The organism is Photobacterium sp. AWH4_225 (assembly GCF_056158405.1).
Window position 1 is genome coordinate 229,035 of record NZ_JBSWTF010000001.1, and the last position, 23,704, is coordinate 252,738.

Consider the following 23,704-nt stretch of genomic DNA (forward strand, 5'->3'; position numbering starts at 1 on the left):
AGTAGGTAATGGAAGCTATCGCTAAACATCGCTTTGCTCGCATTTCGCCGCAAAAAGCTCGTTTGGTTGCAGATCAACTGCGCGGTAAGCCAGTTGCTCAAGCTCTAGAAATTCTTCAGTTCAGCAACAAAAAAGCTGCTGATCTAATCAAGAAAGTTCTAGAGTCAGCTATCGCTAACGCAGAACACAACGAAGGCGCAGATATTGATGATCTATCAGTAGCTAAAATCTTCGTTGACGAAGGTCCTACCATGAAGCGTATTATGCCTCGTGCTAAAGGCCGTGCCGATCGCATCTTGAAGCGTTCTAGCCACATCACTGTTGTTGTAGCAGACCGCTAAGAGACTAGGAGAGAAAGCAATGGGTCAAAAAGTACATCCTAATGGTATTCGTCTTGGCATCGTTAAGCCATGGAATACCACTTGGTTTGCTAACAGCCAAGAGTTCGCTGACAACCTAGACGGCGACTTCAAGGTACGTCAGTTCCTTACTAAGGAACTAGCAAAAGCGTCTCTTTCACGTATCGTTATCGAGCGTCCTGCTAAGAGCATCCGTGTGACTATTCACACTGCTCGTCCAGGCGTTGTTATCGGTAAGAAAGGTGAAGACGTAGAAAAACTACGCGCTCGCGTTTCGAAGATCGCTGGTGTTCCAGCTCAGATCAACATCGCTGAAGTACGTAAGCCTGAGCTAGACGGCAAACTAGTTGCAGACAGCATCTCGTCTCAGCTAGAGCGTCGCGTTATGTTCCGTCGCGCTATGAAGCGTGCAGTTCAGAACGCTATGCGCCTTGGCGCTAAAGGTATCAAGGTAGAAGTAAGCGGTCGTCTAGGCGGCGCTGAAATCGCACGTTCAGAGTGGTACCGTGAAGGTCGTGTACCTCTACACACTCTACGTGCTGACATTGATTACGCAACTTCTTCGGCTCACACCCAGTACGGTGTAATTGGCGTTAAAGTTTGGATCTTCAAAGGTGAAGTTCTAGGCGGCATGCCAGTAGAAGAGCCAAAGGCTGACAAGCCTAAGAAGCAGCGCAAAGGCCGTAAATAAGGAGTTTATAGATGCTGCAACCTAAACGCACTAAATTCCGCAAGACCTTTAAAGGTCGTAACCGCGGTCTAGCGAACGGCACTGACGTAAGCTTCGGTACATTTGGTCTTAAAGCAGTTGGCCGTGGCCGTATTACTGCTCGCCAGATCGAAGCAGCTCGTCGTGCGATGACTCGTCACATCAAACGTCAGGGTCAAATCTGGATTCGTATCTTCCCAGACAAACCAATTACATCTAAGCCTCTTGAAGTTCGTCAAGGTAAAGGTAAAGGTAACGTTGAGTACTGGGTAGCTCAAATCCAACCTGGTAAAGTTCTGTACGAGATGGATGGTGTTCCTGAAGCGCTAGCTCGTGAAGCATTCGAACTTGCTTCTCGTAAGCTACCAATCAAGACAACATTCGTAACTAAGGCGGTGATGTGATGAACGCACAAGATCTGCGCGCTAAAAGCGTTGAAGAACTGAATGCTGAGCTTGTGAACCTACTGCGCGAGCAGTTCAACCTGCGCATGCAGGCTGCAACTGGTCAGCTGCAGCAGACTCACACTCTTAAAGCAGTACGTCGCGATATCGCACGTGTTAAAACCGTTCTGACAGAGAAGGCTGGCGCATAATGAGCGATAAAATTCGTACTCAGCTTGGTCGCGTAATCAGCGACAAGATGGACAAGTCTATCGTTGTTGCTATCGAGCGTAAGGTGAAACACCCAATCTACGGTAAGTACATCACTCGCACGACTAAGCTTCACGCACATGACGAAAACAACGAGTGTGGCCTAGGCGACACAGTTGAGATTCGTGAGTGTCGTCCACTGTCTAAGACTAAGTCTTGGACTCTGGTACGCGTAGTAGAAAAAGCTCGCATCTAAGCGAACTTAACTACGATATAAGAGAGCGGCCCCGAAAAAATTTTGGGGCCGTTCATTTTTTGTCTACCCATCGACCGAAAAGCGTGTTAATATTCGCCGCCTTTGAAGAAAAGGCAAATCGGCTCGAAATGGGTCAAGATGTTTAAAATTAGCGGAGCACTAACATGATCCAAATGCAAAGTATGCTTGATGCAGCCGATAACTCCGGCGCTCGTAGCGTAATGTGTATTAAGGTTCTGGGTGGTTCACACCGTCGCTATGCACATATCGGTGATGTCATCAAGGTTACTGTTAAGGAAGCAATTCCTCGCGGTAAAGTTAAGAAAGGTGACGTTCTGAAAGCGGTGGTTGTGCGCACTCGTAAAGGCGTACGTCGTCCAGACGGCTCTGTCATTCGCTTTGACCGTAATGCTTGCGTATTGTTGAACGACAACACTGAGCAACCAATCGGTACTCGTATTTTCGGCCCTGTGACTCGTGAGCTTCGTGGCGATAAGTTCATGAAGATCGTTTCACTTGCGCCTGAAGTACTGTAAGGAGTAACGCAAATGGCAGCTAAAATCCGTCGTAACGACGAAGTTATCGTTCTTACTGGTAAAGATAAAGGTAAGAAAGGTAAAGTATCTAAGGTTCTAGCAACCGGTAAAGTAATCGTTGAAGGTATCAACCTTGTTAAGAAGCACCAGAAGCCAGTACCGGCTATGGGCATCCAAGGTGGCATCGTTGAAAAAGAAGCTGCAATTGACGCTTCTAACGTTGCAATCGTTAACGGTGAAGGTAAAGCGGACCGTGTAGGCTTCCGATTCGAAGACGGCAAAAAAGTTCGTTTCTTCAAATCGACTGGCGAAACTATCAAGTAATTTTTGGAGTAGTACAATGGCGAAACTGCATGATTACTACAAAGAGACTCTAGTTAAAGAACTTGCTGAAAAGTTCGAATACAAGAGTATCATGCAAGTCCCAAGGATCGAAAAGATCACACTTAACATGGGTGTGGGCGATGCGATCAACGACAAGAAGCTTCTAGAGAATGCTGCTGCTGACATGACTGCTATTGCAGGTCAGAAGCCGCTAATCACTGTAGCTCGTAAGTCTGTTGCTGGCTTTAAGATCCGTGAGGGCTACCCTATTGGCTGTAAAGTAACTCTACGTGGCGAACGCATGTGGGATTTCTTTGAGCGTCTAATTTCAATTGCTGTACCTCGTATTCGCGATTTCCGTGGTCTAAACCCGAAATCTTTCGATGGTCGTGGTAACTACAGCATGGGCGTTCGTGAGCAGATCATCTTCCCAGAAATCGATTACGATAAAGTAGATCGTGTACGTGGTCTTGATATCACTATCACTACTTCTGCTAAGTCTGATGAAGAAGCTCATGCTCTACTGTCTGCTTTTAACTTCCCATTCCGTAAGTAAAAGTAAGGGTTACTAATGGCTAAAGAATCAATGAAGGCACGCGAAGCTAAACGTGCCAAGCTAGAAGTTAAGTTCGCTGAGAAGCGTGCTGCACTTAAAGCTCTAATTAGCGACGTGAATGCGTCTGAAGAAGACCGCTGGAATGCAGTGCTTAAACTTCAGTCACTACCACGTGATTCTGCGAAGTCTCGTCAGCGTAACCGCTGTAACCAGACTGGACGTCCACACGGCTACCTACGTAAGTTTGGTCTAAGCCGTATCAAGGTTCGTGAAGCTTGCATGAAAGGCGAGATTCCGGGTCTGCGCAAGGCTAGCTGGTAATCCCAGTTATCCAATTTAGAATCACGGAGTATTGACTTATGAGCATGCAAGATCCGATTTCGGATATGCTGACCCGTCTTCGTAACGGTCAGGCAGCGAAAAAAGTTGCTGTTAAAATGCCATCTTCAAAAATGAAAGTTGCTATCGCAGCTCTTCTTAAAGAAGAAGGTTTTGTGGCTGACTACACTGTAACTGGTGAAGTTAAGCCTGAGCTAGAAGTTACTCTTAAGTACTTCGAAGCTAACCCAGTTATCGAGCAAATCCAGCGTGTTTCACGTCCTGGCCTACGCATCTACAAGAAAAAAGATGCACTTCCATCAGTGATGGGCGGCCTTGGTATTGCTGTTGTTTCCACTTCCAAGGGTCTTATGACCGACCGCGCTGCACGCAAAGCGGGTCTTGGCGGTGAGATTATCTGCTACGTAGCATAATAGGAGTAGGAAATGTCTCGTGTTGCAAAAGCACCAGTAGTTATTCCTGCCGGCGTAGAAGTTAAACTTAACGGTCAGGAAATCACTGTTAAAGGTGGTAAAGGCGAACTTACTCGCGTTATCAACGAAGCAGTAGTTCTATCCCAGGAAGAGAACGCTATCACTTTCGGTCCTCGCGAAGGTTTCGAGAAAGCTTGGGCACAGGCAGGTACTGCACGTGCACTAGTTAACAACATGGTTGTTGGTGTTACTGAAGGTTACACCAAGAAGCTTACTCTTAAAGGTGTAGGTTACCGTGCTGCTATCAAAGGCAACGCAGTAGCTCTAACTCTTGGCTTCTCTCACCCAGTTGAGCACGAACTTCCAGCAGGTATCAAAGCTGAATGTCCTTCACAAACTGAAATCGTACTAACTGGTACTGATAAGCAGGTTGTTGGTCAGGTAGCTGCTGATATTCGCGCTTACCGTAGCCCTGAGCCTTACAAAGGTAAAGGTGTTCGTTACGCCGATGAAATCGTGCGTACTAAAGAAGCTAAGAAGAAGTAAGGTAACACTATGGATAAGAAAGCATCTCGTATCCGTCGTGCGACCCGTGCACGTCGTAAGATTGCTGAACTGGGTGCAACTCGCCTAGTTGTACACCGTACTCCACGTCACGTGTACGCTCAGGTTATCGCACCAAATGGTTCTGAGGTAATCGCAGCCGCTTCTACAGTAGAAAAAGCGATCCGTGAGTCGGTTAAGAGTACTGGTAACAAAGACGCTGCTGCAGCTGTAGGTAAAGCTATTGCTGAGCGCGCGATTGAAAAAGGCATCTCAACAGTTGCATTCGATCGTTCTGGTTTCCAATACCACGGCCGTGTAGCTGCACTAGCAGAAGCTGCTCGTGAAGCTGGTCTGAAATTCTAAGGTAGGCGGAAGATGGCTAACGAAAAAACACAATCAGATTTGCATGAAAAGCTGATCGCTGTTAACCGTGTATCTAAGACGGTTAAAGGTGGTCGTATTTTCAGCTTTACTGCACTAACTGTAGTTGGTGACGGTAACGGTCGCATCGGTTTTGGTTACGGCAAGGCACGTGAAGTACCTGCTGCAATCCAGAAAGCGATGGAAAAAGCACGTCGTAACATGGTTACAGTTGCACTAAACGACGGTACTCTACACCACGCTGTTAAAGGTCGCCACACTGGTTCTAAAGTGTACATGCAGCCTGCTTCAGAAGGTACAGGTATCATCGCCGGTGGTGCAATGCGTGCAGTACTAGAGGTTGCGGGTGTTCGCAACGTTCTAGCTAAAGCATACGGCTCTACAAACCCAATCAACATCGTTCGCGCGACTATTGACGGTTTGAGTGGCATGAACTCTCCAGAAATGATCGCTGCTAAGCGTGGTCTTTCTGTTAAAGAAATTCTGGAGTAATTGACATGGCTAAGACTATTAAAGTGACGCAGACTAAGAGCTCAATCGGTCGTCTGCCGAAGCACAAAGCTACTTTGCGTGGCCTAGGCCTTCGTCGCATCAACCACACTGTAGAACTTGAAGATACTGCTTGCGTACGCGGCATGATCAACAAAGTTATCTACATGGTTAAAGTTGAGGAGTAATCAGAATGCGTTTGAATACTCTATCTCCGGCTGCTGGTTCTAAGCCTTCTGCGAAGCGCGTAGGCCGTGGTATCGGTTCAGGTCTGGGTAAAACTTGTGGCCGTGGTCACAAAGGTCAGAAATCACGTTCAGGTGGTTCTGTACGTCCAGGCTTCGAAGGCGGTCAAATGCCTTTGAAACAGCGTCTACCAAAATTCGGTTTTACTTCTCGCAAGAGCCTTGTAACAGCTGAAGTTCGTCTAGGTGAACTAGCGAAAGTTGAAGGTGACGTAGTAAGCCTTGAAACTCTTAAGGCTGCGAACGTAATCACTAAGAACATCGAGTTCGTGAAAGTTGTACTTTCTGGTGAGATCGCTCGCACTGTAACAGTTAAAGGTCTACGCGTTACTAAAGGCGCTAAAGCTGCTATCGAAGCTGCAGGCGGTAAAATCGAGGAATAATTAACTCGAGGATGAGGTACAGATGGCTAAACAACCAGGACAAGATTTTAGTAGCGCCCAAGGTGGCCTAGCAGAGCTTAAGACACGCCTATTATTCGTTTTAGGTGCTATCTTAATTTTCCGAGCAGGCTCTTTTGTGCCTATTCCTGGTATTGACGCTGCTGTACTTGCCGATCTGTTCGAACAGCAAAAGGGTACCGTCATTGAACTGTTTAACATGTTCTCTGGCGGTGCACTTGAGCGTGCTTCCATCTTAGCACTGGGTATCATGCCGTACATTTCGGCATCGATCATTGTCCAGTTGCTGACGGTTGTCCACCCGGCTTTGGCCGAGTTGAAGAAGGAAGGGGAGTCTGGCCGTCGTAAGATCAGTCAGTACACCCGTTACGGCACGCTTGTTTTGGCAACCTTCCAAGCGATTGGTATTGCAACGGGGTTACCAAGTATGATCCCTGGTTTGGTGATTAACCCAGGCCTAGGATTCTACTTTGTTGCGGTCGTCAGTTTGGTTACCGGTACCATGTTCTTGATGTGGTTGGGTGAACAGATTACGGAGCGTGGCATAGGTAACGGTATATCTGTGATTATTTTCACTGGTATCGTTGCAGGTTTGCCGCCAGCTATTGGACAGACAGTGGAGCAAGCGCGTCAAGGTGAATTGCACGTACTTCTTCTACTATTAATTGCAGTGATCTCTTTCGCTGTCATTTACTTTGTAGTGTTCATGGAACGTGGTCAGCGTCGTATCGTCGTTAACTACGCCAAGCGTCAGCAGGGCCGTCGTGTCTTCGCTGCCCAGAGCACTCACCTGCCGTTGAAAATCAACATGGCAGGGGTAATTCCAGCGATTTTTGCATCAAGCATTATTCTGTTCCCGGGTACACTGGCTCAGTGGTTCGGTCAGAATGAGAACCTAGGTTGGCTAAGTGATATTTCACTGGCGCTAAGCCCAGGTCAGCCACTTTACGTGATGCTGTATGCTGCTGCGATTATTTTCTTCTGTTTCTTCTATACCGCGTTGGTGTTTAACCCTCGCGAGACAGCTGACAACTTGAAGAAGTCTGGTGCGTTCGTACCTGGTATTCGCCCGGGTGAGCAGACCGCGAAATACATAGATAAAGTGATGACTCGCCTGACATTGGCTGGTGCGTTGTATATCACCTTTATCTGTCTGATCCCCGAGTTTATGATGATTGCATGGAATGTCCGCTTCTACTTCGGCGGTACTTCACTACTAATCGTAGTTGTGGTCATTATGGACTTCATGGCTCAAGTTCAGACACATCTGATGTCTCAACAATATGAGTCTGTTTTGAAAAAGGCTAATCTTAAGGGCTCAGGCCGTTAAGATCCCATTTACGGAGTTTAGCAATGAAAGTTCGTGCTTCCGTTAAGAAAATCTGCCGTAACTGTAAAGTTATCAAGCGCAACGGTGTTGTGCGTGTAATTTGCAGTGAGCCAAAGCACAAACAGCGCCAAGGCTAATTAGCAGAAATATTTCTTGCAAATTGAAGGTGGGTTGGCTAAATTAGCCAACCAATCTTTTGTGTGTGCAAAAGAATTGTTCCACCGCTGCGTATCCTAAACGGGCTTTGCAGCGGTTATTCTTGAAAAGTACTAGGAGTGAATAGTGGCCCGTATTGCAGGCATTAACATTCCTGATCAAAAACATTCTGTAATCGCTCTTACTGCGATCTACGGCATCGGTAAGACTCGCTCAAAAGCTATCCTAGCTGAAGCGGGTATCGCTGAAGATGTTAAGATCAGTGAACTAACTGAAGAGCAGATCGATCTACTGCGTGATGGTGTAGCTAAGTACACTGTAGAAGGTGATCTACGTCGTGAAGTTTCCATGAACATCAAGCGTCTAATGGACCTTGGTTGTTACCGTGGTCTTCGTCATCGTCGCAGTCTACCACTACGTGGACAGCGTACTAAAACCAACGCTCGTACCCGTAAGGGTCCGCGCAAGCCGATCAAAAAATAATCGGAAGGTAGAGTACAATGGCTAAACAACCAACTCGCGCTCGTAAGCGCGTACGTAAGCAAGTTGCTGATGGCGTTGCGCACATTCATGCTTCTTTCAACAACACAATCGTAACCATTACTGACCGTCAGGGTAACGCTCTATCTTGGGCTACTGCAGGTGGTTCTGGTTTCCGTGGTTCTCGTAAGTCTACTCCGTTCGCTGCACAGGTTGCTGCTGAGCGCGCTGGCGAAATGGCCAAAGAGTATGGCGTTAAGAACCTGGAAGTTATGGTTAAGGGCCCTGGTCCTGGTCGTGAGTCTACTATCCGCGCTCTAAACGCTGCGGGTTTCCGTATCACTAACATTGTTGATGCGACTCCGATCCCTCATAACGGTTGTCGTCCACCTAAGAAACGTCGCGTATAACGTTTCGTTTCTAGGAAAACTGGAGAAAGAACATGGCAAGATATTTGGGTCCTAAGCTGAAGCTTAGCCGTCGTGAAGGCACAGACTTGTTCCTTAAGTCTGGTGTACGCGCGATTGATACCAAGTGTAAAATTGACAATGCACCTGGTGTGCATGGTGCTCGTCGCGGTCGTCTATCTGACTACGGCGTACAGCTTCGCGAGAAGCAAAAAGTTCGTCGTACTTACGGCGTACTAGAGAAGCAATTCCGTAACTACTACAAAGAAGCTGCTCGCCTTAAAGGCAACACAGGTGAAAACCTGCTTCAGCTTCTTGAAGGTCGTCTAGATAACGTAGTTTACCGCATGGGTTTTGGTGCTACTCGCGCTGAAGCACGTCAGCTGGTAAGCCACAAAGCGATCCTAGTTAACGGTCAAGTCGTAAACGTTCCTTCTTTCAAGGTAGCGGCAAACGACGTTGTTAGCATTCGTGAGAAAGCTAAGAACCAAGCACGCATCAAAGCAGCTCTAGAAGTTGCTACTCAGCGTGAACTACCGACTTGGGTCGAAGTAGACAGCAGCAAGCTAGAAGGTACTTTCAAGCGCCTTCCAGAACGTTCTGATTTGTCTGCCGACATCAACGAACACCTGATCGTCGAGCTTTACTCTAAGTAAGGCTATAGTTAAGAGAGGACACAATGCAGGGTTCTGTAACAGAATTTCTTAAGCCACGTCTTGTTGATATTGAACAAGTTAACACGACGCATGCAAAAGTAACTCTTGAGCCGCTTGAGCGTGGTTTCGGCCACACTCTTGGTAACGCTCTACGTCGTATTCTTCTATCTTCAATGCCGGGTTGTGCCGTCACTGAAGTAGAAATCGACGGTGTGTTACACGAGTACAGCACCAAAGAAGGAGTACAGGAAGACATTCTTGAGATCCTTCTAAACCTTAAAGGCCTAGCCGTTAAGGTTGAGGGTAAAGACGAAGTTATCCTTACTCTGAATAAATCTGGTGCAGGCCCTGTTGTTGCAGGTGACATCACCCACGACGGTGATGTTGAGATTGCGAACCCAGAGCACGTAATCTGCCACCTAACTGATGACAATGCTGATATCAGCATGCGCATCAAGGTAGAACGTGGTCGTGGCTATGTACCAGCGTCTGCTCGTATTCACACTGAAGAAGATGAGCGTCCAATTGGTCGTCTGCTAGTTGATGCAACTTTCAGCCCAGTTGACCGTATCGCATACGCGGTTGAGGCAGCACGTGTAGAACAACGTACTGACCTTGACAAGCTTGTTATCGATATGGAGACAAACGGTACACTTGATCCTGAGGAAGCTATCCGTCGCGCAGCTACTATCCTAGCTGAGCAATTGGATGCATTCGTAGATCTTCGTGATGTACGTGTTCCTGAAGAGAAAGAAGAGAAGCCGGAGTTCGATCCGATCCTACTGCGTCCTGTAGACGATCTTGAACTAACTGTTCGCTCTGCTAACTGTCTAAAAGCAGAAGCGATCCACTACATCGGTGATCTTGTTCAGCGTACTGAGGTTGAGCTTCTTAAGACTCCAAACCTTGGTAAGAAGTCTTTGACTGAAATCAAAGACGTGCTGGCATCACGTGGTCTGTCTCTAGGCATGCGCCTAGAAAACTGGCCGCCAGCATCTATTGCTGAAGATTAATAGTTACTGATATCTAGTTAGAAGGATTAGGTCATGCGCCATCGTAAGAGTGGTCGTCAACTCAACCGCAACAGCAGCCATCGCAAAGCGATGTTCAGCAACATGGCTGGCTCTCTGGTACGTCACGAACTTATCAAGACTACCCTGCCTAAGGCAAAAGAGCTGCGTCGCGTAATTGAGCCATTGATTACCCTAGCTAAGACTGACAGTGTTGCTAACCGTCGTCTTGCATTCGCACGTACTCGTGATAACGAAGTTGTTGCGAAACTATTTAACGAACTGGGTCCACGTTTTGCTCAGCGTCCAGGCGGATACACTCGCATCATGAAATGCGGTTTCCGTGCTGGCGATAAAGCCCCTATGGCTTACATCGAGCTAGTAGATCGTCCTGAAGCTCAGGAAGAAGCTGCTGCTGAATAAGCACTAGCGCGTTAAATAAAAAAGAGGCCGAGTCTTAGACTCGGCTTTTTTTTTGCATCTAATTCCTTATCGTTTGTGATCAAGGATAGTAATAGATGGTTTACCTCTTTGTTGACAGCTCTGGCTTCGGTGGTATCGAAAGCCATATCCACCAGCTGGCCCTGATGCTGCAATCCCAACAAGCCGATGTTGAGGTTGTATTCCTAAATCGCTACCCAGACCATCCGTTGTATGCCCAACTTGGGCAAGAAAATGTTCCTTTTCGCTTCCTTTCAGATACTTCAACCATCCGCTTTTTCCGTCGATTATCAAGCTGTGATGTTGTTCATGCCCATGGCTATAAAGCATCAATTATCGCTCGTGGCTGTCGTGTCTTAACAGCTTTCCATTTAGTGACGACATTCCATGCCGGTGAGGCGGTATCGGGTAAGTTAGCCTGTTACGAATGGGTTAATCGTTATAGTGCCTGCTTATCCCATAATCTTGCCGTCAGCCGCAAGATCCAACAACGCCAGCCGTTCCGTTGCGAACTGCAGCGCAATTTCGTACGTTGTGGAGAGAATGCGATTGAGCGCAAACGCCATCATCGGTTACAAGTTGGTTTTGTCGGTAGACTGAGCCATGAAAAAGCCATCGATCGTTTTGTTAATTTGAGCCAGCAGTTGCCGAGTATGGACTTTCATGTTTTTGGTGATGGGGAGCAGGCGTCATTACTAGATGACGCTCCACTCAATTGGCATGGTTTTGTGCCGAGTATGACTCCGTACTGGCAACAGTTGGATGTGCTGCTTATTACCTCCCGTGCGGAGGGCTTGCCGATGGCGGCACTTGAAGCAATGGCCAGCGGCGTGGTGGTGATTTCTACCGATGTAGGTGAGATGCCATCACTGCTTGACTCACAATGGTTAGTCGAAGAAGCGCAATGGCCACAGCTAGCGGGCAAGTTGAAACAAGTAGACCAGCACGGTAAGGCTTATTGGTATGCATTATCACAGAAACAACAGCAGATGGTTAGGGCTAACTACAGTGACACCGCATGTTGGAATCAGTTGAGCCAAATCTATCAGCTGTCATAAAAAGAATGCTTCACTTGTGCTGAGTTCCATTCTGAGCCCAAGATATCCGTTATTGAATAGTTAGGCTAATAAGCGTCCTATCATCTTCATGATTATCAGGCTGTCGCTGCCACAAGTAATGATGGCGCTGCTCAGCGGGCAAGGTTGCAATGTGTTGCTGTACTGTCTCGGGTAGTTCCGACTCCAGTAAACCATCGCTGAAACAATGAAGGCTATCTCCTTGGCCAAAAGTAAGCTGTTGGGAGGTTGGGGATATGCAGTCGAACAATCCTATAAGACCCATTCCTTCCCTGAGCCTACGGCATGACGGAGTAAAGCTAATTGGCGCAGGCATTCCGGCATTATAGACGGATAGTTTTTGGTCCCGATCAAGATGAATGCCTAACAAGCAAATCAGGCTGTTAGCTTCGGTATGATAAAGATGCTCATTGAGCCGGTTGAATATCACCTCTGGACTAATTGTCGGATCGAGTAATAAACCTTGGATCAAACCGTAACAGATCCCACCGTTGGCTTTGGCCACAATGCCATGCCCCATCAGATCCCCGAGGATCAATAACTGTGATCCATTTTCAAGGCGATGCTGAATAACAAAATCACCGCTGATTTCAGGCTCACGGCTGATTTGTATATTGAATTTAGCCAGCGGGTAAGCCTGGTAGCTACGATCACCTTGATAAAGCGGTGTAGTGGTTTCCAGTTGCTGAAGCAGGTTGTCTTCAAAGGCATTGAGCAGGTGGTGATGGCGGTTGAGTACGCGTTCCAGTACTTGGAGAAGGTGATGCTTATTGATGGGCTTGGCAAGGAAATCATCAATTCCGGATTGGGTAACCGCTGCCATGGTTTCCGACACCGTATCGCCCGAAAGGAACACAAACGGCAATAACCGATGGCGGCGTAAGTCACCGACAAGGCGACGAAAATCTAGGCCATTGGTATCGGGCATCCATAAGTCGGTCAGCACTAGATCACAGTGGTTCCCCTGCAGCCACTTGAATGCATCTTCGGCCCGGCTGAATATCGAGAGCTGGTAATCTGCCTCGAGGTAACTGGTCAGCATGGTGAGTTGGCTTCGGCTGTCATCGACAATAACAAGGTGTTTACGGCTTGATTGCTGGGGTAACAAAAACGTAATTTTGTTGCTATCAGCATCAATAGTGTAGCTAAAGTCAGGGAAAGTGGTTTTAATAAGCGCAAGCCCCATGCCCGACTCGGTAGGGAAGTCAGGCAGTTCAGCCTCGTTGATTTGGATAGTCTGGGCGGGCCATGGTGAGCCGTTGTCGCTGATAGAAAAACAATATTGGCCGTCGTACTTGCCATAACTGATGGTGCAGTGGGTTGCCGGCTGCTGTTGATGGTCTAGCAGGTTGGCACAGTATTCACTGCAGACTAGCTTGATGTTCTGAATGGTGTCGGGAGCAAGTTGTAACGCTTGGGCTTTGTCGTCGAGCATCCGGCGCATTGCCGAAATGTTTTCGTAGTTTAGGACAAACTGGCGCTGGAACAACACTTGGTTCATGGACAAGCTCCCTAGCAGGTACTTTATTGGTATTTTCCCTGCAAAAGCGCGCTTGCTTGCAGATAATCGACGACTTTCTGTTTGATACTGCTCGGTAACCAGCGGGCTTTGGTTGTCAGGACCCGAATGATCTCATCAGCCAGCGAAGGGTTCACCTGATCATTGATGAGTGTTCCTAGTAGAGGGATGCCGTTCTGTTCCAATTTACCGATACAGGTTAATAACTCACTTTCCGTGGTTTGGGCTGCCGCCAAACAAAGGATGGTCGCATCACTTGCATGGCTAAGTGCGTTGATGGGCAGGTTTCGCCAGTTGGTCTGGGTCATGGTACCGACATCACACAGAATGTAGTGGTAGTCCTGTTTCCAACGCTCAAGCGCCTGATGAAAGCTGTGTGGCTGGCGTAAGTCAAGAATAGTCCGCTCTTCGCTTGGCTGAGGGAGTAAGGTGAGCTGCTCGGTGAGCGTTACCATGGCCTCGGCTTCGCCCTCGCCATTGCAGTGCCAGGGCTTGGCAGTATAACCCTGGCCGTTACCAGAGAGATCAAGATCGACCAATAAGACCTTGTGATCTTCAGCACAGCGTCTTGCCAGCCAATTACAGTGGGTCGAGGTGCCACATTGATTCGAAGCCCCGGCCAAGGTAATCACCCGCGCACTGCGTTGGTGGATTTGATGGAAAAGTTGGTCATATTCGCCGCTGAGCCAAGGTTTCATAATGCTGCTCCTAAGGCTATCAAGGTAAAGATCCCCAGTACATCCCTCAAGCCCTGGCGCCACTGTTCACCGACCGAGTCGTTGAGGTTGGGAACATAGACAGTATCGCCAGCCCTAAGCAGGGGGAGGGGATAACGTGCCGGTTCGATGACATAGTCGCGCAAGTTGAAGGTTTGTGCCTTGTCACCGCAACACGACGTATTCACAATCATGATCCGCTCGATGTATGCGCTGTCGGTTGGGCCGCCGGCTTCAGCGAGCAGGTCGAGGATGTTCATCTGGCTGTTGAAAGGGTATCGGCCAGGCTTATTGACCGACCCCATAAGCCTTACCACCTGCTCGGAAGGCTTATCGAGCCAGTTCCCTTCGAGTTTGGGCACATAAATGACATCACCGGGGACGATTTTCGGCAGCAGGCTTTCATCACCGGTTTCGAAGTACATCGACAGGTTTAGCCGGGTTACCCGTGAGGTATTGTCGTTGCGGTGGCTGATCCGGATTTGGCGCAGATCGGCATCGCCGTTCGGTCCATCGGCCGCTGAGAGAATATCCAGAAAGCCCAACTCGCGGTTGAAAGCATAACGGCCCGGTGCACCGACTTGGCCAAACACATAGATGGAATCATCGGCAGACTGGCGTATCCAGCTCGATTTGTTGTCTGTCGGGTCATGGGGAAGCTCATCGATTACAATCGTATCACCGGCCGTCAGGCGGGGCAGGGCGGCAAAGCTTCCCCCTTCGTTGATGAAGTTATCCAGATCGAAATACAGCACGTTATCTTGTGACTGACGGTTTTCTTTTATGATGCGGATATTGGTGATGTTGGCCTGCTGCAGCGGGCCTCCAGCGAGAGCCAACACATCAAGAAAAGTCATGCTGACATTCCAGTTGAAGCGGCCGGGTGACTTCACTGCCCCCATCACCTTGATGGCTTCGGTGTCTGCGACGGTATCGACCTGCGGCACAAATATCACATCCCCGGCAACGACTTTAGGTAACAAGGCTTCGTTACCTGTCTTGAAGTAACGGGCTAGGTTAAAGCGGGTCACTTTGGTGGTGGTACCGTTACGGTGGGTGATCAGCACATCCTGGATATCGGCCTCGCCGGTAGGCCCGTCGGCAGCAGAGAGGATATCCAAAAAGCCTTGCTCGTTATTAAAGGCATATCGTCCGGGAGCACCGACCTGACCGAAGATATATATTGAATCTTGTGCTGATTGGCGTAACCAGCTGGCTTTGTTGTCTGTCGGGTCGTGGGGCAGTTCGTCGAAAATAACGGTATCGCCAGCTTGTAGTTGCGGCAGCTGGTTCTGTGGCTTGCCGAGCTTGGTGAATGCTTCGAAATTGAACGTCGTCACTCGCTCCTCATCGATGCTGGCACTTTCACGTACAATTCGAATGTTCGACAGGTTGGTTTGTTGCTTAGGACCACCGGCATGTGCCAGTAGATCCATAAAGCTCATGGTGTCGTTCCATTCGAAGCGGCCCGGGTTGTTGACCGCGCCGATGATTTTGATTGCCCGGTCATTGGTGACCTTGAGCCATGACTTTTCGTTGAAATCGATTTTTTCCGGAATAAAGATAACATCGCCAGGCATCATGTCTGGTAGGGGGTAAAGAGCTGGGGCCTGGGTATATTTGACTAGGTTGATCGTCATAGCTGCTTTGGTACTGCTCAGCAGTTTAATCTGGGTAGTATCGGCAAAGCGGGTTGGCCCGCCGGCATTGGCTAGCACATCGATGAAGCCGGTACCGGGTGAGCTTTCATAGGCGCCGGGCGCTTTGACTTCCCCCATCACATACACAGTGCGAGAGGTGGTGTTGATGTCTTCGACCTCAATCGGGGCGAAGATAGTGGTACCGGGCTTGATGGGCGGCAGGTTACTGGTATCTCCGCTATCTAAATAAGCCTTGAGGTCGAACTGGTAGGGGATGTTATCGGTGATGACCCTTATCTTGGTGACGTCGGCATAGCGGGTAACCCCTTCGGCACGCATAACAGCATCGACAACGGTCATACCGGGTTTGAAGCTGAAGGTGCCGGGATTACGCAGTTCACCGAAGATGGTGATCCCTTGCTCTTCGTTGGCATCCCCGCCTTTGGTTAACGAGGCGGCGTCAAAGTCGACCTCGACGTTTCCGAGTAGCGGTGAGGCCGGTATGAAAATAGTATCTCCACCTTGCAAGGCAGGCAGGCTAGCCGGATCACCGCCGTCCAGATACGCTTTGTAGTCGAATTGCTGGCTTTTGCCGTCGCGGATCAGCTTGAATTGATCGAGCTGGGCCCCGGGACGGGCACCACCTGCAGCAGTTACCGCCATTTGGATGTTGCTACCGGGCTTGAGCGATATCATCCCCGGCTCTTCGACATAACCCAATACCCGGACCCGTAAAACCTGCTCGAGAATACTGAGCTTGAATTCGTCGAGGTTGCGGTAGACGGTCCTCAGCTCCTCGCGGATGCGTTGCTCGGCCTGCTCGAGGGTGAGCCCGGCCACTGGGACCAAGCCTATCTCTGGCAATCTTATCTGGCCCTGATCATCAATAGTGAGGGGTTCGTTGAAATCGGCTTCCCCGGGCAACTGGAGGAAGACGCGGTCACCCGGCGTCAGGTTTGCTCCCCAAGCAGGGGCGATGACCAACATGCAGATGACCAAGAAAAGCCTTATCATAGCGAACCTGGACTTAGCTGCTCTTTGACAGCATGCCAGTCACTGAGTGAGTACACCCGGTGCGGAGCCCGTGTATGGTGGTCGACCAGCACCCGAGCTTCAACCTTACGATTACTCAGGCGTTCGGTTCTTGAATTGGGATCTTCATACGATTCACGTTCACCGGCACTGAAAATGGCAATCTGGTGTGAGTCGACACCTTGTTCGATCAGGAAGCGCCTGACCGTATCGGCCCGGCGCATACCTAATTGGTAATTGCTTTGTTCGGTGCCGATAGTGTCGGTGTGTCCGGTCAGCTCTAGCTGCCAGTGATCTTGGCGTTTTAGGATTGAAGCTGCCCGTCGCAATGCATTTTGGTAATCAGGTAACAGTTTGGCGCGGTTGAAAGCAAATTGGTTATCAACCCGCATTAACAACAGGAACTGATCCCTGAGCTGGATTTCAGAATAGCGGGTATCGAGGCATTCGGTGTGGTGCTCGAGCCAATCCATCTGGCGTTGAATTTTGGCAAACTGGGTCTGGTATTCGAGCAGGGTAATATCGGCATCATCGGTAAAACCCGCTTTGTGCTCTTGGCCAGCCTTATCGTGGAGATTGGCAAGCTTCATATATTGGCCCGGCAGGCAAAGCTTGGCCCCCCGGGTAGCCAGTAGCTGTAGCTCGAAATCGTGGTGTTCAAGCTCATGCCACTGATCGACGTCTGGCTCCGAATACGGGTTATCACCAGATGTCGGCCAAGTCGTACATCCACTGGCGAGCATTATCAGTAGCAGGCTTGAAAGTTTTACCATATCAACATAACTCCGCTGAGGTGATCAGGGGGATCACCTTGTCAATCCTTAACATTTTCATCAGCTGGCGCGGTTGGCCGTTTACATTGAGCAGGCGTAGCTGTTTTCCTCGGCTTTTTAAGCGCTTGTATAAGAAAACAATGGCACCAATTCCACAAGAGTCAATAAATTGTACCTGGGTCATGTCGATGATCATCTCATCGTTATCGGTCAGACTGAGTGATTCGAACTCCGGCTCCATCTGTCTGGCAAGGTGGGCATCAAATTCGTCCTGGAGCGTCAAACCGATATTGGCGTTATTTACTGCTTGATTCATAACTGGCCTCTAGTGTTATTTGTGAAGTCCTCCTCTATTAATACAAGTGCTGTGCCAACTATTGCCCGCGTTTACTAACCATGATGTAGATGGTTTTGAAAATGATGAACAAATCCATCTTGAGCCATTGCAGCGGCGAGCTTAGAGCCAGTGCGTAGGCGTGATCAAAGCCGATTTTGCTTTTTACATCTTCCAAGCTGCTGTCATAGCCCTGGCTGACTTGGGCTAGGCCGGTGATCCCCGGTTTCAGGCCAGCGGTTCGCTCAAGGTAAAATGGCAATGCATTTTGCAATTTGCCGCAAAATTGCGGACGCTCCGGGCGCGGGCCAATCAGCGCCATATCGCCTTTTAGGACATTGAGGAACTGGGGCAGTTCATCAAGGCGGGTGACCCGTAGGAAGTGTCCTACTTTGGTTACGCGTGGATCGTTTTGCTGGGCCCAGGTTGCCCCCGAAGCCGACTCGGCGTTGTTGGACATCGAGCGGAACTTGATGACTTCGAACAGTTCGACCTGTTGGTCGCTGATTTTACCGACCCGCATCTGACGGTAGAAAACGGGGCCGGGCGAATCCAACTTGATCAGCAGGGCAATGACAGGCCACACAGGTAGGGTGATGATCAGTCCGATGCTGGCAAGCACGACATCACTGGCCCTTTTCATGAACAGTGTGGTTTGCGCTTGATAGTCGGAGACAGGTGGCTGGTGGCGCCAACCTGAGCGGAAATGTCCCATCAGGTAACGGGTCATCCCCAGTAAAGAGGCGGCATAACCACAGATGAAATAATGCAGCTTGTTTGCCACCTTGTTATTGATACCGAACAAGGGCAAGGCTGCTGCGCCATAGCCGACCAACTGCAGGGCCAGCAAGGCCTGGGCAATGGCTGAGCCTTGAAAAGCCAAGATTGCAGAAAGCAGTAAGTAGCCAACCAAAATAAAGGGCATCACGGTGCGCATAGCCTTGCCCGAGGTAAATAGCCAGCGAGCACCTTGATGGCTGCTGAGGAAGACAAACCGGCAACGTATCAACTGCTGCAGGTTGCCCGCCCCTATGCGCTGGCGGCGTTGGTAGGTATCCTGATCCGTTGACGGCGAGAGTTCGACACTGTTGATATAGTGGTTGAACTGAACCTGGTAGCCCTGCTTGATAACCAGCATGGTCTGGATGAAATCATCATTGATGGTATCTTCTGGCAATGGTGAAAACAGTTTTGCCCGCACAATGTAAAAAGCGCCGTTGCCTCCCATTACATTACCGATTTGCGATTCAGTTTGGCGTATTGCATTTTGCCATTGCCAATATTGCTGTTCACCCTCTGGGGCTTCGGCCAACAGATAGTTGCAGGTTAGGGCGCCAATTTGCTGGTCGCGAAAACTGCCGGCAGCCTGGGTGAGGGCGTCAATAGAGAGCAGGGCAGACACATCCGACATCGCAATCAAATCAACCTGACCTTTGACCGCGGACAGCAACTGGTTGATACGTACAACCTTGCCTTTATTGTCAGGTTCATCCATGAGCTCTAGGCGAATACCGGCTTTGGTATACAGAGTTTGCCAATCTGCGACGATATCTGCGGTATTGTCGCTGCAGCCATCACAGCATACCCAAACCGATAGCTTCTCGGGCGGATATTCCAGCATCATCAGGTTGGCAAGTTTTGCCTCGATAAACTCAGCTTCGTTGTGGGCAGGGATGAGAATGGCAACGGAGGGCTGCTCCCCTATCTCATGACCGGCATTGGGAGTAGCAATGCCATTGTCGTTGTCGTGATCTTCTACAGCACGAGGCGACTTACGTCCCCATACCACCATCAAACCTGTATAGATAACATGGTGATAGAAAATGATCAGGGTCAGGGCAATTAATACCATCCAGCTGATAGTCATGGTCAGCCTCTCCTATCCGTTGGCCAGGGATTCATAAGCGCTCGCCATCGTCCTGACATCGGCGAGCTGGCGAATATATTGTGTTGTCTGGGCGCAGCTATTTATCGGCCCACGGAGTTTCTCCAGTAGGCTCTGTCCCAGCACGGCGGGTTGATCAGGTGGGATAAGGTGTCCGCTGTGGGGACAAATCAAATCGGGGATACCACCGACATCGGTCGCCACCACGGGTTTGCCGCAGGCCTGTGCTTCCAGCAGTGCTAGCGGAAGTCCTTCTTGACGCGAGGGCATACAGAACAGGTCGATAGCATGGTAGAAATTCAGCATGTTATCGCAGCGGCCAAGCCAGTGGACCCGCCCTTTCAATCCCAACTGTTGTGCGAGTTGTTCTAGCGGCTGGCGCTCAGGTCCGTCGCCGGCGACGGCAAGCTGGTAGCATTCAGGCAGGGTTGCCAGTGCTTCGAGCATAACATCGATACCTTTCTCCTTTACCAACCGACCGGCGCAGCCAATGATCAATGCGTCGGTTGGGAGCTGCAGCTGGTGGCGGGCTTGGGGACTTTGGCCCGGGGCATAGTGCAGGGTATCGATCCCGTTGATAATGATCTGATCCGTTTTGATCCCCAGCTCACTCAAGTGATCGGCTACCCGAGGTGCATCGGCCACCAGTTTGACCCGGCTGCCTGCCAGCAAGCTGCGGGTTAGCAAGCGTTGTTTAGGGTCGTCGAGATGCCAGCTGTCGTGCTCGGTTTGGATATGGGTGATTCCTTTGAGACCGAGGCAGGCCGCACGGCTGTATAGCAACGGCCCGAGGTGGTGAGAGTGGATCACCTGAGCTTGCAAGGAGCGGATAAGACGGCGCAATTTGAAAATGGTTTTTATATCGCGTCCCGCAGGCTTGTCGAGGAAATATAACCGTTCTGCGAGCGGGGCAAGCTCGGGCCATTGCGCAATTGCCTGATCTTTAGTCCCTTCCAATGCAACGACATGGACTTGGTTATCGTTAGAGGCAAAGCGTACAAGGTTGAGCACCAGCCTTTCGATGCCTCCAGGATTTAGGTGCTGGACAACTTGCAGGGTATGGGTCGTCATGATGCCTCCTCGCTAAAGTGTGGAATTCGGATCAACACCGGTGCCTTGGCTAGTCGGGTGATTTGGCGGCTTTGGTATAACCGCGTATCGAGTAGCTGCACGGCACAAACCAGTGATAGCCCTAGCCCGAGACCAACAAAAATACCGAGGCTGAAGTTGAGCCACCATGGCCAATTGAGTGGTTGGCCTGGGACGCTTGGGCGGGCAATGATCTGGAGTTTGTCCGGCTCTTCGAAGCGGCCCAATTGGCCGGTCACTTTGGCCATCTCGTAACGTTCGAGAAGCTGGTTGTAGATTTTGGCTTTGACGTCATAGTTGCGCTGCAGCACAGTCAGTTCTTTTTCCAGTTGGGCAAATTCGGCCCGCTTTTCTTCTAGTTGCAAGGCTTGTGCCTCAAGCAACTGCAATTCGCCCTGCAACGACTGGATTTGGTTCTCGGCCTGCTGCAGTTGTTCAAACTGGCTGATCAGGATCGGTTGGTTGGGGTTATCCAATTGCTGGGTGTTGCTGGCAATACGTTGCCACAACTGGCTGACTTGCTGTGGGTTGAGCGACTGTTGCTGGTCAACCAAGCGGGAGCGTTCCTGTTTCAGGCGATCGAGTTGGCGCAGTACTGCTTTGACCGAAGAATGGCGATCGGTATAGCTGGCCCGAAGTATCGCAAGCTCTGCCTCGGCTTTGACGATTTCGGCTTCCAGCATGCCGACGACGGGGTTGGTACTGGCGAGGCGGTCATAGAAGTTATCCCGCTTGGCCTGGGCGTTGAGTAATTCAAGCTTGGTTTCCTGGATCAGGGTGTTGATCTGGGCATCATTCTGGATCCGGCTTCCCTGGAGCTGGGGTAGGTTGCTGGCATTATCCGATTTGAATGTGGCCAAAGCGCTTTCGGCGCTCTCGAGATCGGCCAAGGTTGATTCAAGCTGCTGCTGGAGGAATAGCTCGGAGCCGTCAATAGATGCCCGGCCGGGGGCACGTAGTTTGTCCAGGAATAAGGATGCAAGTTTATTGAGGATCAGGGGCATCTCTTCCGGGGTATGCCAGTTAAGACCAAGCTGAACCAAATCGTTACCAATTAGGTTGACGCTCAGGTTGCTATTGAGTTGGCTGGTGACGGTATTGAGTTGGCTAGGATTGTCCGCTGAGGCCAATTCAAGGTCTATGGCAACTTGTTGCAAAACGAACTGGCTATGGAGCAATACCCGTAGGGCTTTAATCCTTTTCTGCAGGTTCATCGAGATAGACAAATCCTCCAGAAATGGGTTTAGCATTGCGGCTTCCTGTACCAGGATTGTGGTCTGGGCGTAGTAGCGCTTTGCTTTGAGTGCCCCGCCTGCAGTCATCAGTAGTGGCATAACCAGTACAGGGATGATCAGCAGGTAGCGATGGTTCCACAACGCCTGCAGAAGCGGATACAGCTTGGCAAAGAGTTGGTGCCTCATGGTGCTTGCCTTTCTAATATCAAAGTATCAGCGGTTTGGGTCGGTACATATTCCAGGTGCAGCGGGATGTTCTGGCTGTTGGAAAGGGTACTGACGGCCTGGATTCGCTTTTGTCCCTGAAGCAGGGCATCAAAGGGATTATCCAGATCGGCCGGGGCCACTTTGGCGCTTAATTGCTGGTAGGGGTTTTGTGCCAGGAAGTCACTTATCTTGCGCTGTTGCTCGGCAGTGAGTGAAATCTGCTCTGGGCTGAAGAATAGGGTCAGGCTGCTTGGCCCTGGTTGTGTGGCACAACCTACTATTAACAGGCAACCTAACGCTATCAATATCCTTTTCATCTTTCCCCCTGGGTGGCTCCGTTTGCTCCTCCATTATTGGTAGCAAAAAAAGTGCCTGAAGTTGGGAGAATTGTTATCTACCGCCTAAAAATATTGACACTAGGCTAGTGCGGTAATTTTTGTTTAATAACTTCAATTGCTTGTGTAGCACGGAACGACCAGCTTTCATGACTAACCGCTTGATAGGCCTGCTTGGCATGGTTACTTCTTTGCTGAGTTGTCCATTGGCAGTAGTGATCGATAGCTGTTAACCATTCGGATTCTTTGCTGGCTGTTGTGATCAGATCTCGGTAAGGGGCCGTCGCTGGAAAGTTCGTGCTGATGACCGGGCTACCTGCTGCAAGGTACTCCCTCAGCTTCAATGGGTTACAGGCGCGGATCTGGTCATTATCGACAAAGGGTAGGATCGCCATATCCCAGTGCTGAAGGTATTGAGGTAGCTGGTGGTGAGGCTTGGCAGGCAACAGGATGATGTTGGTCTGCTGTCGCATCGCTTCTGTATCACAGTCTTCACGGCCAATAAAATAGAAGTTAATGTTGGGGCGAGCTTGAGCAAGTCTGACAATAAGCGATTGATCGAGCCAGTTATTGAGGCTGCCATAGAAGCCAATACTGGGTTTGCTCGGATCGATATCTTCTGGACAGGTTGTTGCGTTTGCAAATTGCGACAGGTGCACACCATGCGGCAACAGAACGGTTTTGTTTGCGGGGAACTTATCTTGCAAAGCGGGACTGCAGGCAAAAATGATATCGGCTTGGGCAACTAAGCGCCGTTCGGCGTCAGCGGCGAGCTGGTGGTCGACCCCGGCGAGTGCGGAAAAGTCGTCACCACAGTAGTAGATCACAAGATCACTGTCGCAGATATCCAAATAGTCTACTGCACTGGGTAAGGCCGCCCATACTACCCGCTGGCAACGTTTGGCGCTGACTTGCCGTTTCAGTAATCGGTTATTGAGCTGTTGGATGAGGGAGGTTTGCGCCATCGGCCAGACAAGCGGCTTGATGACCGACGTTGGTTGTTCGGTACTGGTTGTCACTGAAATCGTCGATGCTGGAGTAAATGGCAGTCTTGTCTTAAAGGCCGCTATGAGCTTTTCTCCAATCCGCTGGATATCCTTATGGGTGAGGGTGGGTTGACGCAGGCCGATTGAGTTTATCCAATGCACTTCGTAGTGCTCACCAATTGCTTGGAGTAAATGTTGGCTGCTTGAGGGGTGGCGCCCCCAGTCTTCACCGAAAACCAAAAATTCCATC

Annotated in this window: 33 protein-coding genes; 23 read left to right on the top strand and 10 right to left on the bottom strand. The window is 49.8% G+C overall.

The window, feature by feature from the left end; translation table 11 throughout:
• Positions 1-8 precede the first annotated feature (8 nt).
• The 23 genes from rplV to ACXAD4_RS01290 all read left to right on the top strand — a co-directional run bounded on the left by rplV (position 9) and on the right by ACXAD4_RS01290 (position 11,685).
• On the top strand, positions 9-341 hold the full coding sequence (gene rplV / locus ACXAD4_RS01180) for a 50S ribosomal protein L22 (RefSeq protein ID WP_007469139.1): 333 nt from the start codon (positions 9-11) through the stop codon (positions 339-341).
• Between the two features lie 19 nt (positions 342-360).
• Positions 361-1,050, top strand: a complete 690-nt coding sequence (rpsC, locus tag ACXAD4_RS01185; RefSeq protein WP_107299058.1) for a 30S ribosomal protein S3 — start codon at positions 361-363, stop codon at positions 1,048-1,050.
• Positions 1,051-1,061: 11 nt separating this feature from the next.
• Positions 1,062-1,472, top strand: coding sequence for a 50S ribosomal protein L16 (gene rplP, locus ACXAD4_RS01190; protein ID WP_107299059.1), 411 nt, complete (start codon positions 1,062-1,064; stop codon positions 1,470-1,472).
• A complete protein-coding gene (gene rpmC, locus ACXAD4_RS01195) occupies positions 1,472-1,663 on the top strand; it encodes a 50S ribosomal protein L29 (protein ID WP_007469134.1) in 192 nt (63 codons plus the stop codon). Before rplP ends, rpmC begins: the two co-directional genes overlap by 1 nt.
• A complete protein-coding gene (gene rpsQ, locus ACXAD4_RS01200) occupies positions 1,663-1,917 on the top strand; it encodes a 30S ribosomal protein S17 (RefSeq protein ID WP_039465415.1) in 255 nt (84 codons plus the stop codon). The genes rpmC and rpsQ overlap by 1 nt, the downstream gene beginning before the upstream one ends.
• 164 nt (positions 1,918-2,081) lie before the next feature.
• Positions 2,082-2,453: a 50S ribosomal protein L14 gene (rplN, locus tag ACXAD4_RS01205; RefSeq protein ID WP_004410450.1), complete on the top strand. Its 372-nt coding sequence runs from the start codon at positions 2,082-2,084 to the stop codon at positions 2,451-2,453.
• A 12-nt stretch (positions 2,454-2,465) separates the two neighbouring features.
• Positions 2,466-2,777, top strand: a complete 312-nt coding sequence (gene rplX, locus ACXAD4_RS01210; RefSeq protein ID WP_047876497.1) for a 50S ribosomal protein L24 — start codon at positions 2,466-2,468, stop codon at positions 2,775-2,777.
• Between the two features lie 16 nt (positions 2,778-2,793).
• Positions 2,794-3,333 (top strand): 50S ribosomal protein L5, encoded by a 540-nt coding sequence (gene rplE / locus ACXAD4_RS01215; RefSeq protein ID WP_107299060.1) that lies wholly within the window; start codon positions 2,794-2,796, stop codon positions 3,331-3,333.
• 15 nt (positions 3,334-3,348) lie between these two features.
• Positions 3,349-3,654: a 30S ribosomal protein S14 gene (rpsN, locus tag ACXAD4_RS01220; RefSeq protein ID WP_036816280.1), complete on the top strand. Its 306-nt coding sequence runs from the start codon at positions 3,349-3,351 to the stop codon at positions 3,652-3,654.
• 38 nt (positions 3,655-3,692) lie between these two features.
• Complete coding sequence (rpsH, locus tag ACXAD4_RS01225; RefSeq protein ID WP_107299062.1) at positions 3,693-4,085, top strand: 30S ribosomal protein S8; 393 nt, start codon at positions 3,693-3,695, stop codon at positions 4,083-4,085.
• A 12-nt stretch (positions 4,086-4,097) separates the two neighbouring features.
• A complete protein-coding gene (gene rplF, locus ACXAD4_RS01230) occupies positions 4,098-4,631 on the top strand; it encodes a 50S ribosomal protein L6 (RefSeq protein ID WP_317524765.1) in 534 nt (177 codons plus the stop codon).
• Between the two features lie 9 nt (positions 4,632-4,640).
• Positions 4,641-4,994, top strand: coding sequence for a 50S ribosomal protein L18 (gene rplR, locus ACXAD4_RS01235; protein ID WP_039465396.1), 354 nt, complete (start codon positions 4,641-4,643; stop codon positions 4,992-4,994).
• 12 nt (positions 4,995-5,006) lie between these two features.
• Positions 5,007-5,504: a 30S ribosomal protein S5 gene (rpsE, locus tag ACXAD4_RS01240; protein WP_036817708.1), complete on the top strand. Its 498-nt coding sequence runs from the start codon at positions 5,007-5,009 to the stop codon at positions 5,502-5,504.
• A gap of 5 nt (positions 5,505-5,509) precedes the next feature.
• Positions 5,510-5,689: a 50S ribosomal protein L30 gene (gene rpmD, locus ACXAD4_RS01245; protein WP_107299064.1), complete on the top strand. Its 180-nt coding sequence runs from the start codon at positions 5,510-5,512 to the stop codon at positions 5,687-5,689.
• Positions 5,690-5,694: 5 nt separating this feature from the next.
• Positions 5,695-6,129, top strand: coding sequence for a 50S ribosomal protein L15 (gene rplO / locus ACXAD4_RS01250; RefSeq protein WP_107299065.1), 435 nt, complete (start codon positions 5,695-5,697; stop codon positions 6,127-6,129).
• Positions 6,130-6,151: 22 nt separating this feature from the next.
• Positions 6,152-7,477, top strand: coding sequence for a preprotein translocase subunit SecY (gene secY, locus ACXAD4_RS01255; RefSeq protein ID WP_475238062.1), 1,326 nt, complete (start codon positions 6,152-6,154; stop codon positions 7,475-7,477).
• 23 nt (positions 7,478-7,500) lie between these two features.
• A complete protein-coding gene (rpmJ, locus tag ACXAD4_RS01260) occupies positions 7,501-7,614 on the top strand; it encodes a 50S ribosomal protein L36 (RefSeq protein WP_000868186.1) in 114 nt (37 codons plus the stop codon).
• 145 nt (positions 7,615-7,759) lie between these two features.
• A complete protein-coding gene (gene rpsM, locus ACXAD4_RS01265; RefSeq protein WP_036817714.1) occupies positions 7,760-8,116 on the top strand; it encodes a 30S ribosomal protein S13 in 357 nt (118 codons plus the stop codon).
• A gap of 17 nt (positions 8,117-8,133) precedes the next feature.
• The gene (rpsK, locus tag ACXAD4_RS01270; protein WP_036817716.1) at positions 8,134-8,523 is read left to right on the top strand and encodes a 30S ribosomal protein S11; all 390 of its coding nucleotides are present in this window, start codon (positions 8,134-8,136) and stop codon (positions 8,521-8,523) included.
• 32 nt (positions 8,524-8,555) lie between these two features.
• Positions 8,556-9,176: a 30S ribosomal protein S4 gene (gene rpsD, locus ACXAD4_RS01275; RefSeq protein WP_039465382.1), complete on the top strand. Its 621-nt coding sequence runs from the start codon at positions 8,556-8,558 to the stop codon at positions 9,174-9,176.
• 23 nt (positions 9,177-9,199) lie between these two features.
• Entirely contained in the window at positions 9,200-10,189 is a 990-nt protein-coding gene (locus ACXAD4_RS01280) for a DNA-directed RNA polymerase subunit alpha (RefSeq protein ID WP_039465380.1), read from the top strand.
• Positions 10,190-10,222: 33 nt separating this feature from the next.
• Positions 10,223-10,609, top strand: coding sequence for a 50S ribosomal protein L17 (gene rplQ, locus ACXAD4_RS01285; protein WP_007468807.1), 387 nt, complete (start codon positions 10,223-10,225; stop codon positions 10,607-10,609).
• 95 nt (positions 10,610-10,704) lie between these two features.
• Positions 10,705-11,685, top strand: a complete 981-nt coding sequence (locus ACXAD4_RS01290) for a glycosyltransferase family 4 protein (protein ID WP_475238081.1) — start codon at positions 10,705-10,707, stop codon at positions 11,683-11,685.
• Between the two features lie 49 nt (positions 11,686-11,734).
• Here the strand turns inward: ACXAD4_RS01290 and ACXAD4_RS01295 are convergent, their stop codons facing one another.
• The 10 genes from ACXAD4_RS01295 to ACXAD4_RS01340 form a co-directional block, all read right to left on the bottom strand.
• Positions 11,735-13,204, bottom strand: a complete 1,470-nt coding sequence (locus tag ACXAD4_RS01295) for a response regulator (RefSeq protein WP_475238083.1) — start codon at positions 13,202-13,204, stop codon at positions 11,735-11,737.
• A 23-nt stretch (positions 13,205-13,227) separates the two neighbouring features.
• Positions 13,228-13,920: a P-loop NTPase family protein gene (locus tag ACXAD4_RS01300; RefSeq protein ID WP_475238086.1), complete on the bottom strand. Its 693-nt coding sequence runs from the start codon at positions 13,918-13,920 to the stop codon at positions 13,228-13,230.
• Complete coding sequence (locus ACXAD4_RS01305) at positions 13,917-16,592, bottom strand: SLBB domain-containing protein (protein WP_475238089.1); 2,676 nt, start codon at positions 16,590-16,592, stop codon at positions 13,917-13,919. Before ACXAD4_RS01305 ends, ACXAD4_RS01300 begins: the two co-directional genes overlap by 4 nt.
• Positions 16,589-17,383 (bottom strand): OmpA family protein, encoded by a 795-nt coding sequence (locus ACXAD4_RS01310; protein WP_475238091.1) that lies wholly within the window; start codon positions 17,381-17,383, stop codon positions 16,589-16,591. Before ACXAD4_RS01310 ends, ACXAD4_RS01305 begins: the two co-directional genes overlap by 4 nt.
• Before the next feature lies 1 nt (position 17,384).
• On the bottom strand, positions 17,385-17,699 hold the full coding sequence (locus ACXAD4_RS01315; protein WP_107299071.1) for an STAS domain-containing protein: 315 nt from the start codon (positions 17,697-17,699) through the stop codon (positions 17,385-17,387).
• 58 nt (positions 17,700-17,757) lie between these two features.
• Complete coding sequence (locus tag ACXAD4_RS01320) at positions 17,758-19,584, bottom strand: sugar transferase (protein ID WP_475238093.1); 1,827 nt, start codon at positions 19,582-19,584, stop codon at positions 17,758-17,760.
• A 12-nt stretch (positions 19,585-19,596) separates the two neighbouring features.
• Positions 19,597-20,673, bottom strand: a complete 1,077-nt coding sequence (locus tag ACXAD4_RS01325; RefSeq protein ID WP_475238095.1) for a glycosyltransferase — start codon at positions 20,671-20,673, stop codon at positions 19,597-19,599.
• Positions 20,670-22,112: a sugar transporter gene (locus tag ACXAD4_RS01330; protein ID WP_475238097.1), complete on the bottom strand. Its 1,443-nt coding sequence runs from the start codon at positions 22,110-22,112 to the stop codon at positions 20,670-20,672. Before ACXAD4_RS01330 ends, ACXAD4_RS01325 begins: the two co-directional genes overlap by 4 nt.
• Positions 22,109-22,450 carry a putative periplasmic lipoprotein gene (locus ACXAD4_RS01335; protein WP_107299075.1) on the bottom strand — a complete coding sequence of 114 codons (342 nt, stop codon included), beginning with the start codon at positions 22,448-22,450 and terminating at the stop codon, positions 22,109-22,111. The genes ACXAD4_RS01330 and ACXAD4_RS01335 overlap by 4 nt, the downstream gene beginning before the upstream one ends.
• A 104-nt stretch (positions 22,451-22,554) precedes the next feature.
• Positions 22,555-23,703 (bottom strand): glycosyltransferase, encoded by a 1,149-nt coding sequence (locus ACXAD4_RS01340; RefSeq protein ID WP_475238100.1) that lies wholly within the window; start codon positions 23,701-23,703, stop codon positions 22,555-22,557.
• Between the last annotated feature and the right edge of the window lies 1 nt (position 23,704).

Excerpts from the sequence above, each read along its gene's own strand:
- rplV (WP_007469139.1), top strand. The coding sequence starts at position 9 with ATGGAAGCTATCGCTAAACATCGCTTTGCTCGCATTTCGCCGCAAAAA.
- rpsC (WP_107299058.1), top strand. The coding sequence starts at position 361 with ATGGGTCAAAAAGTACATCCTAATGGTATTCGTCTTGGCATCGTTAAG.
- rplP (WP_107299059.1), top strand. The coding sequence starts at position 1,062 with ATGCTGCAACCTAAACGCACTAAATTCCGCAAGACCTTTAAAGGTCGT.
- rpmC (WP_007469134.1), top strand. The coding sequence starts at position 1,472 with ATGAACGCACAAGATCTGCGCGCTAAAAGCGTTGAAGAACTGAATGCT.
- rpsQ (WP_039465415.1), top strand. The coding sequence starts at position 1,663 with ATGAGCGATAAAATTCGTACTCAGCTTGGTCGCGTAATCAGCGACAAG.
- rplN (WP_004410450.1), top strand. The coding sequence starts at position 2,082 with ATGATCCAAATGCAAAGTATGCTTGATGCAGCCGATAACTCCGGCGCT.
- rplX (WP_047876497.1), top strand. The coding sequence starts at position 2,466 with ATGGCAGCTAAAATCCGTCGTAACGACGAAGTTATCGTTCTTACTGGT.
- rplE (WP_107299060.1), top strand. The coding sequence starts at position 2,794 with ATGGCGAAACTGCATGATTACTACAAAGAGACTCTAGTTAAAGAACTT.
- rpsN (WP_036816280.1), top strand. The coding sequence starts at position 3,349 with ATGGCTAAAGAATCAATGAAGGCACGCGAAGCTAAACGTGCCAAGCTA.
- rpsH (WP_107299062.1), top strand. The coding sequence starts at position 3,693 with ATGAGCATGCAAGATCCGATTTCGGATATGCTGACCCGTCTTCGTAAC.
- rplF (WP_317524765.1), top strand. The coding sequence starts at position 4,098 with ATGTCTCGTGTTGCAAAAGCACCAGTAGTTATTCCTGCCGGCGTAGAA.
- rplR (WP_039465396.1), top strand. The coding sequence starts at position 4,641 with ATGGATAAGAAAGCATCTCGTATCCGTCGTGCGACCCGTGCACGTCGT.
- rpsE (WP_036817708.1), top strand. The coding sequence starts at position 5,007 with ATGGCTAACGAAAAAACACAATCAGATTTGCATGAAAAGCTGATCGCT.
- rpmD (WP_107299064.1), top strand. The coding sequence starts at position 5,510 with ATGGCTAAGACTATTAAAGTGACGCAGACTAAGAGCTCAATCGGTCGT.
- rplO (WP_107299065.1), top strand. The coding sequence starts at position 5,695 with ATGCGTTTGAATACTCTATCTCCGGCTGCTGGTTCTAAGCCTTCTGCG.
- secY (WP_475238062.1), top strand. The coding sequence starts at position 6,152 with ATGGCTAAACAACCAGGACAAGATTTTAGTAGCGCCCAAGGTGGCCTA.
- rpmJ (WP_000868186.1), top strand. The coding sequence starts at position 7,501 with ATGAAAGTTCGTGCTTCCGTTAAGAAAATCTGCCGTAACTGTAAAGTT.
- rpsK (WP_036817716.1), top strand. The coding sequence starts at position 8,134 with ATGGCTAAACAACCAACTCGCGCTCGTAAGCGCGTACGTAAGCAAGTT.
- rpsD (WP_039465382.1), top strand. The coding sequence starts at position 8,556 with ATGGCAAGATATTTGGGTCCTAAGCTGAAGCTTAGCCGTCGTGAAGGC.
- ACXAD4_RS01280 (WP_039465380.1), top strand. The coding sequence starts at position 9,200 with ATGCAGGGTTCTGTAACAGAATTTCTTAAGCCACGTCTTGTTGATATT.
- rplQ (WP_007468807.1), top strand. The coding sequence starts at position 10,223 with ATGCGCCATCGTAAGAGTGGTCGTCAACTCAACCGCAACAGCAGCCAT.
- ACXAD4_RS01290 (WP_475238081.1), top strand. The coding sequence starts at position 10,705 with ATGGTTTACCTCTTTGTTGACAGCTCTGGCTTCGGTGGTATCGAAAGC.
- ACXAD4_RS01295 (WP_475238083.1), bottom strand. The coding sequence starts at position 13,204 with ATGAACCAAGTGTTGTTCCAGCGCCAGTTTGTCCTAAACTACGAAAAC.
- ACXAD4_RS01300 (WP_475238086.1), bottom strand. The coding sequence starts at position 13,920 with ATGAAACCTTGGCTCAGCGGCGAATATGACCAACTTTTCCATCAAATC.
- ACXAD4_RS01305 (WP_475238089.1), bottom strand. The coding sequence starts at position 16,592 with ATGATAAGGCTTTTCTTGGTCATCTGCATGTTGGTCATCGCCCCTGCT.
- ACXAD4_RS01310 (WP_475238091.1), bottom strand. The coding sequence starts at position 17,383 with ATGGTAAAACTTTCAAGCCTGCTACTGATAATGCTCGCCAGTGGATGT.
- ACXAD4_RS01315 (WP_107299071.1), bottom strand. The coding sequence starts at position 17,699 with ATGAATCAAGCAGTAAATAACGCCAATATCGGTTTGACGCTCCAGGAC.
- ACXAD4_RS01320 (WP_475238093.1), bottom strand. The coding sequence starts at position 19,584 with ATGACTATCAGCTGGATGGTATTAATTGCCCTGACCCTGATCATTTTC.
- ACXAD4_RS01325 (WP_475238095.1), bottom strand. The coding sequence starts at position 20,673 with ATGACGACCCATACCCTGCAAGTTGTCCAGCACCTAAATCCTGGAGGC.
- ACXAD4_RS01330 (WP_475238097.1), bottom strand. The coding sequence starts at position 22,112 with ATGAGGCACCAACTCTTTGCCAAGCTGTATCCGCTTCTGCAGGCGTTG.
- ACXAD4_RS01335 (WP_107299075.1), bottom strand. The coding sequence starts at position 22,450 with ATGAAAAGGATATTGATAGCGTTAGGTTGCCTGTTAATAGTAGGTTGT.
- ACXAD4_RS01340 (WP_475238100.1), bottom strand. The coding sequence starts at position 23,703 with ATGGAATTTTTGGTTTTCGGTGAAGACTGGGGGCGCCACCCCTCAAGC.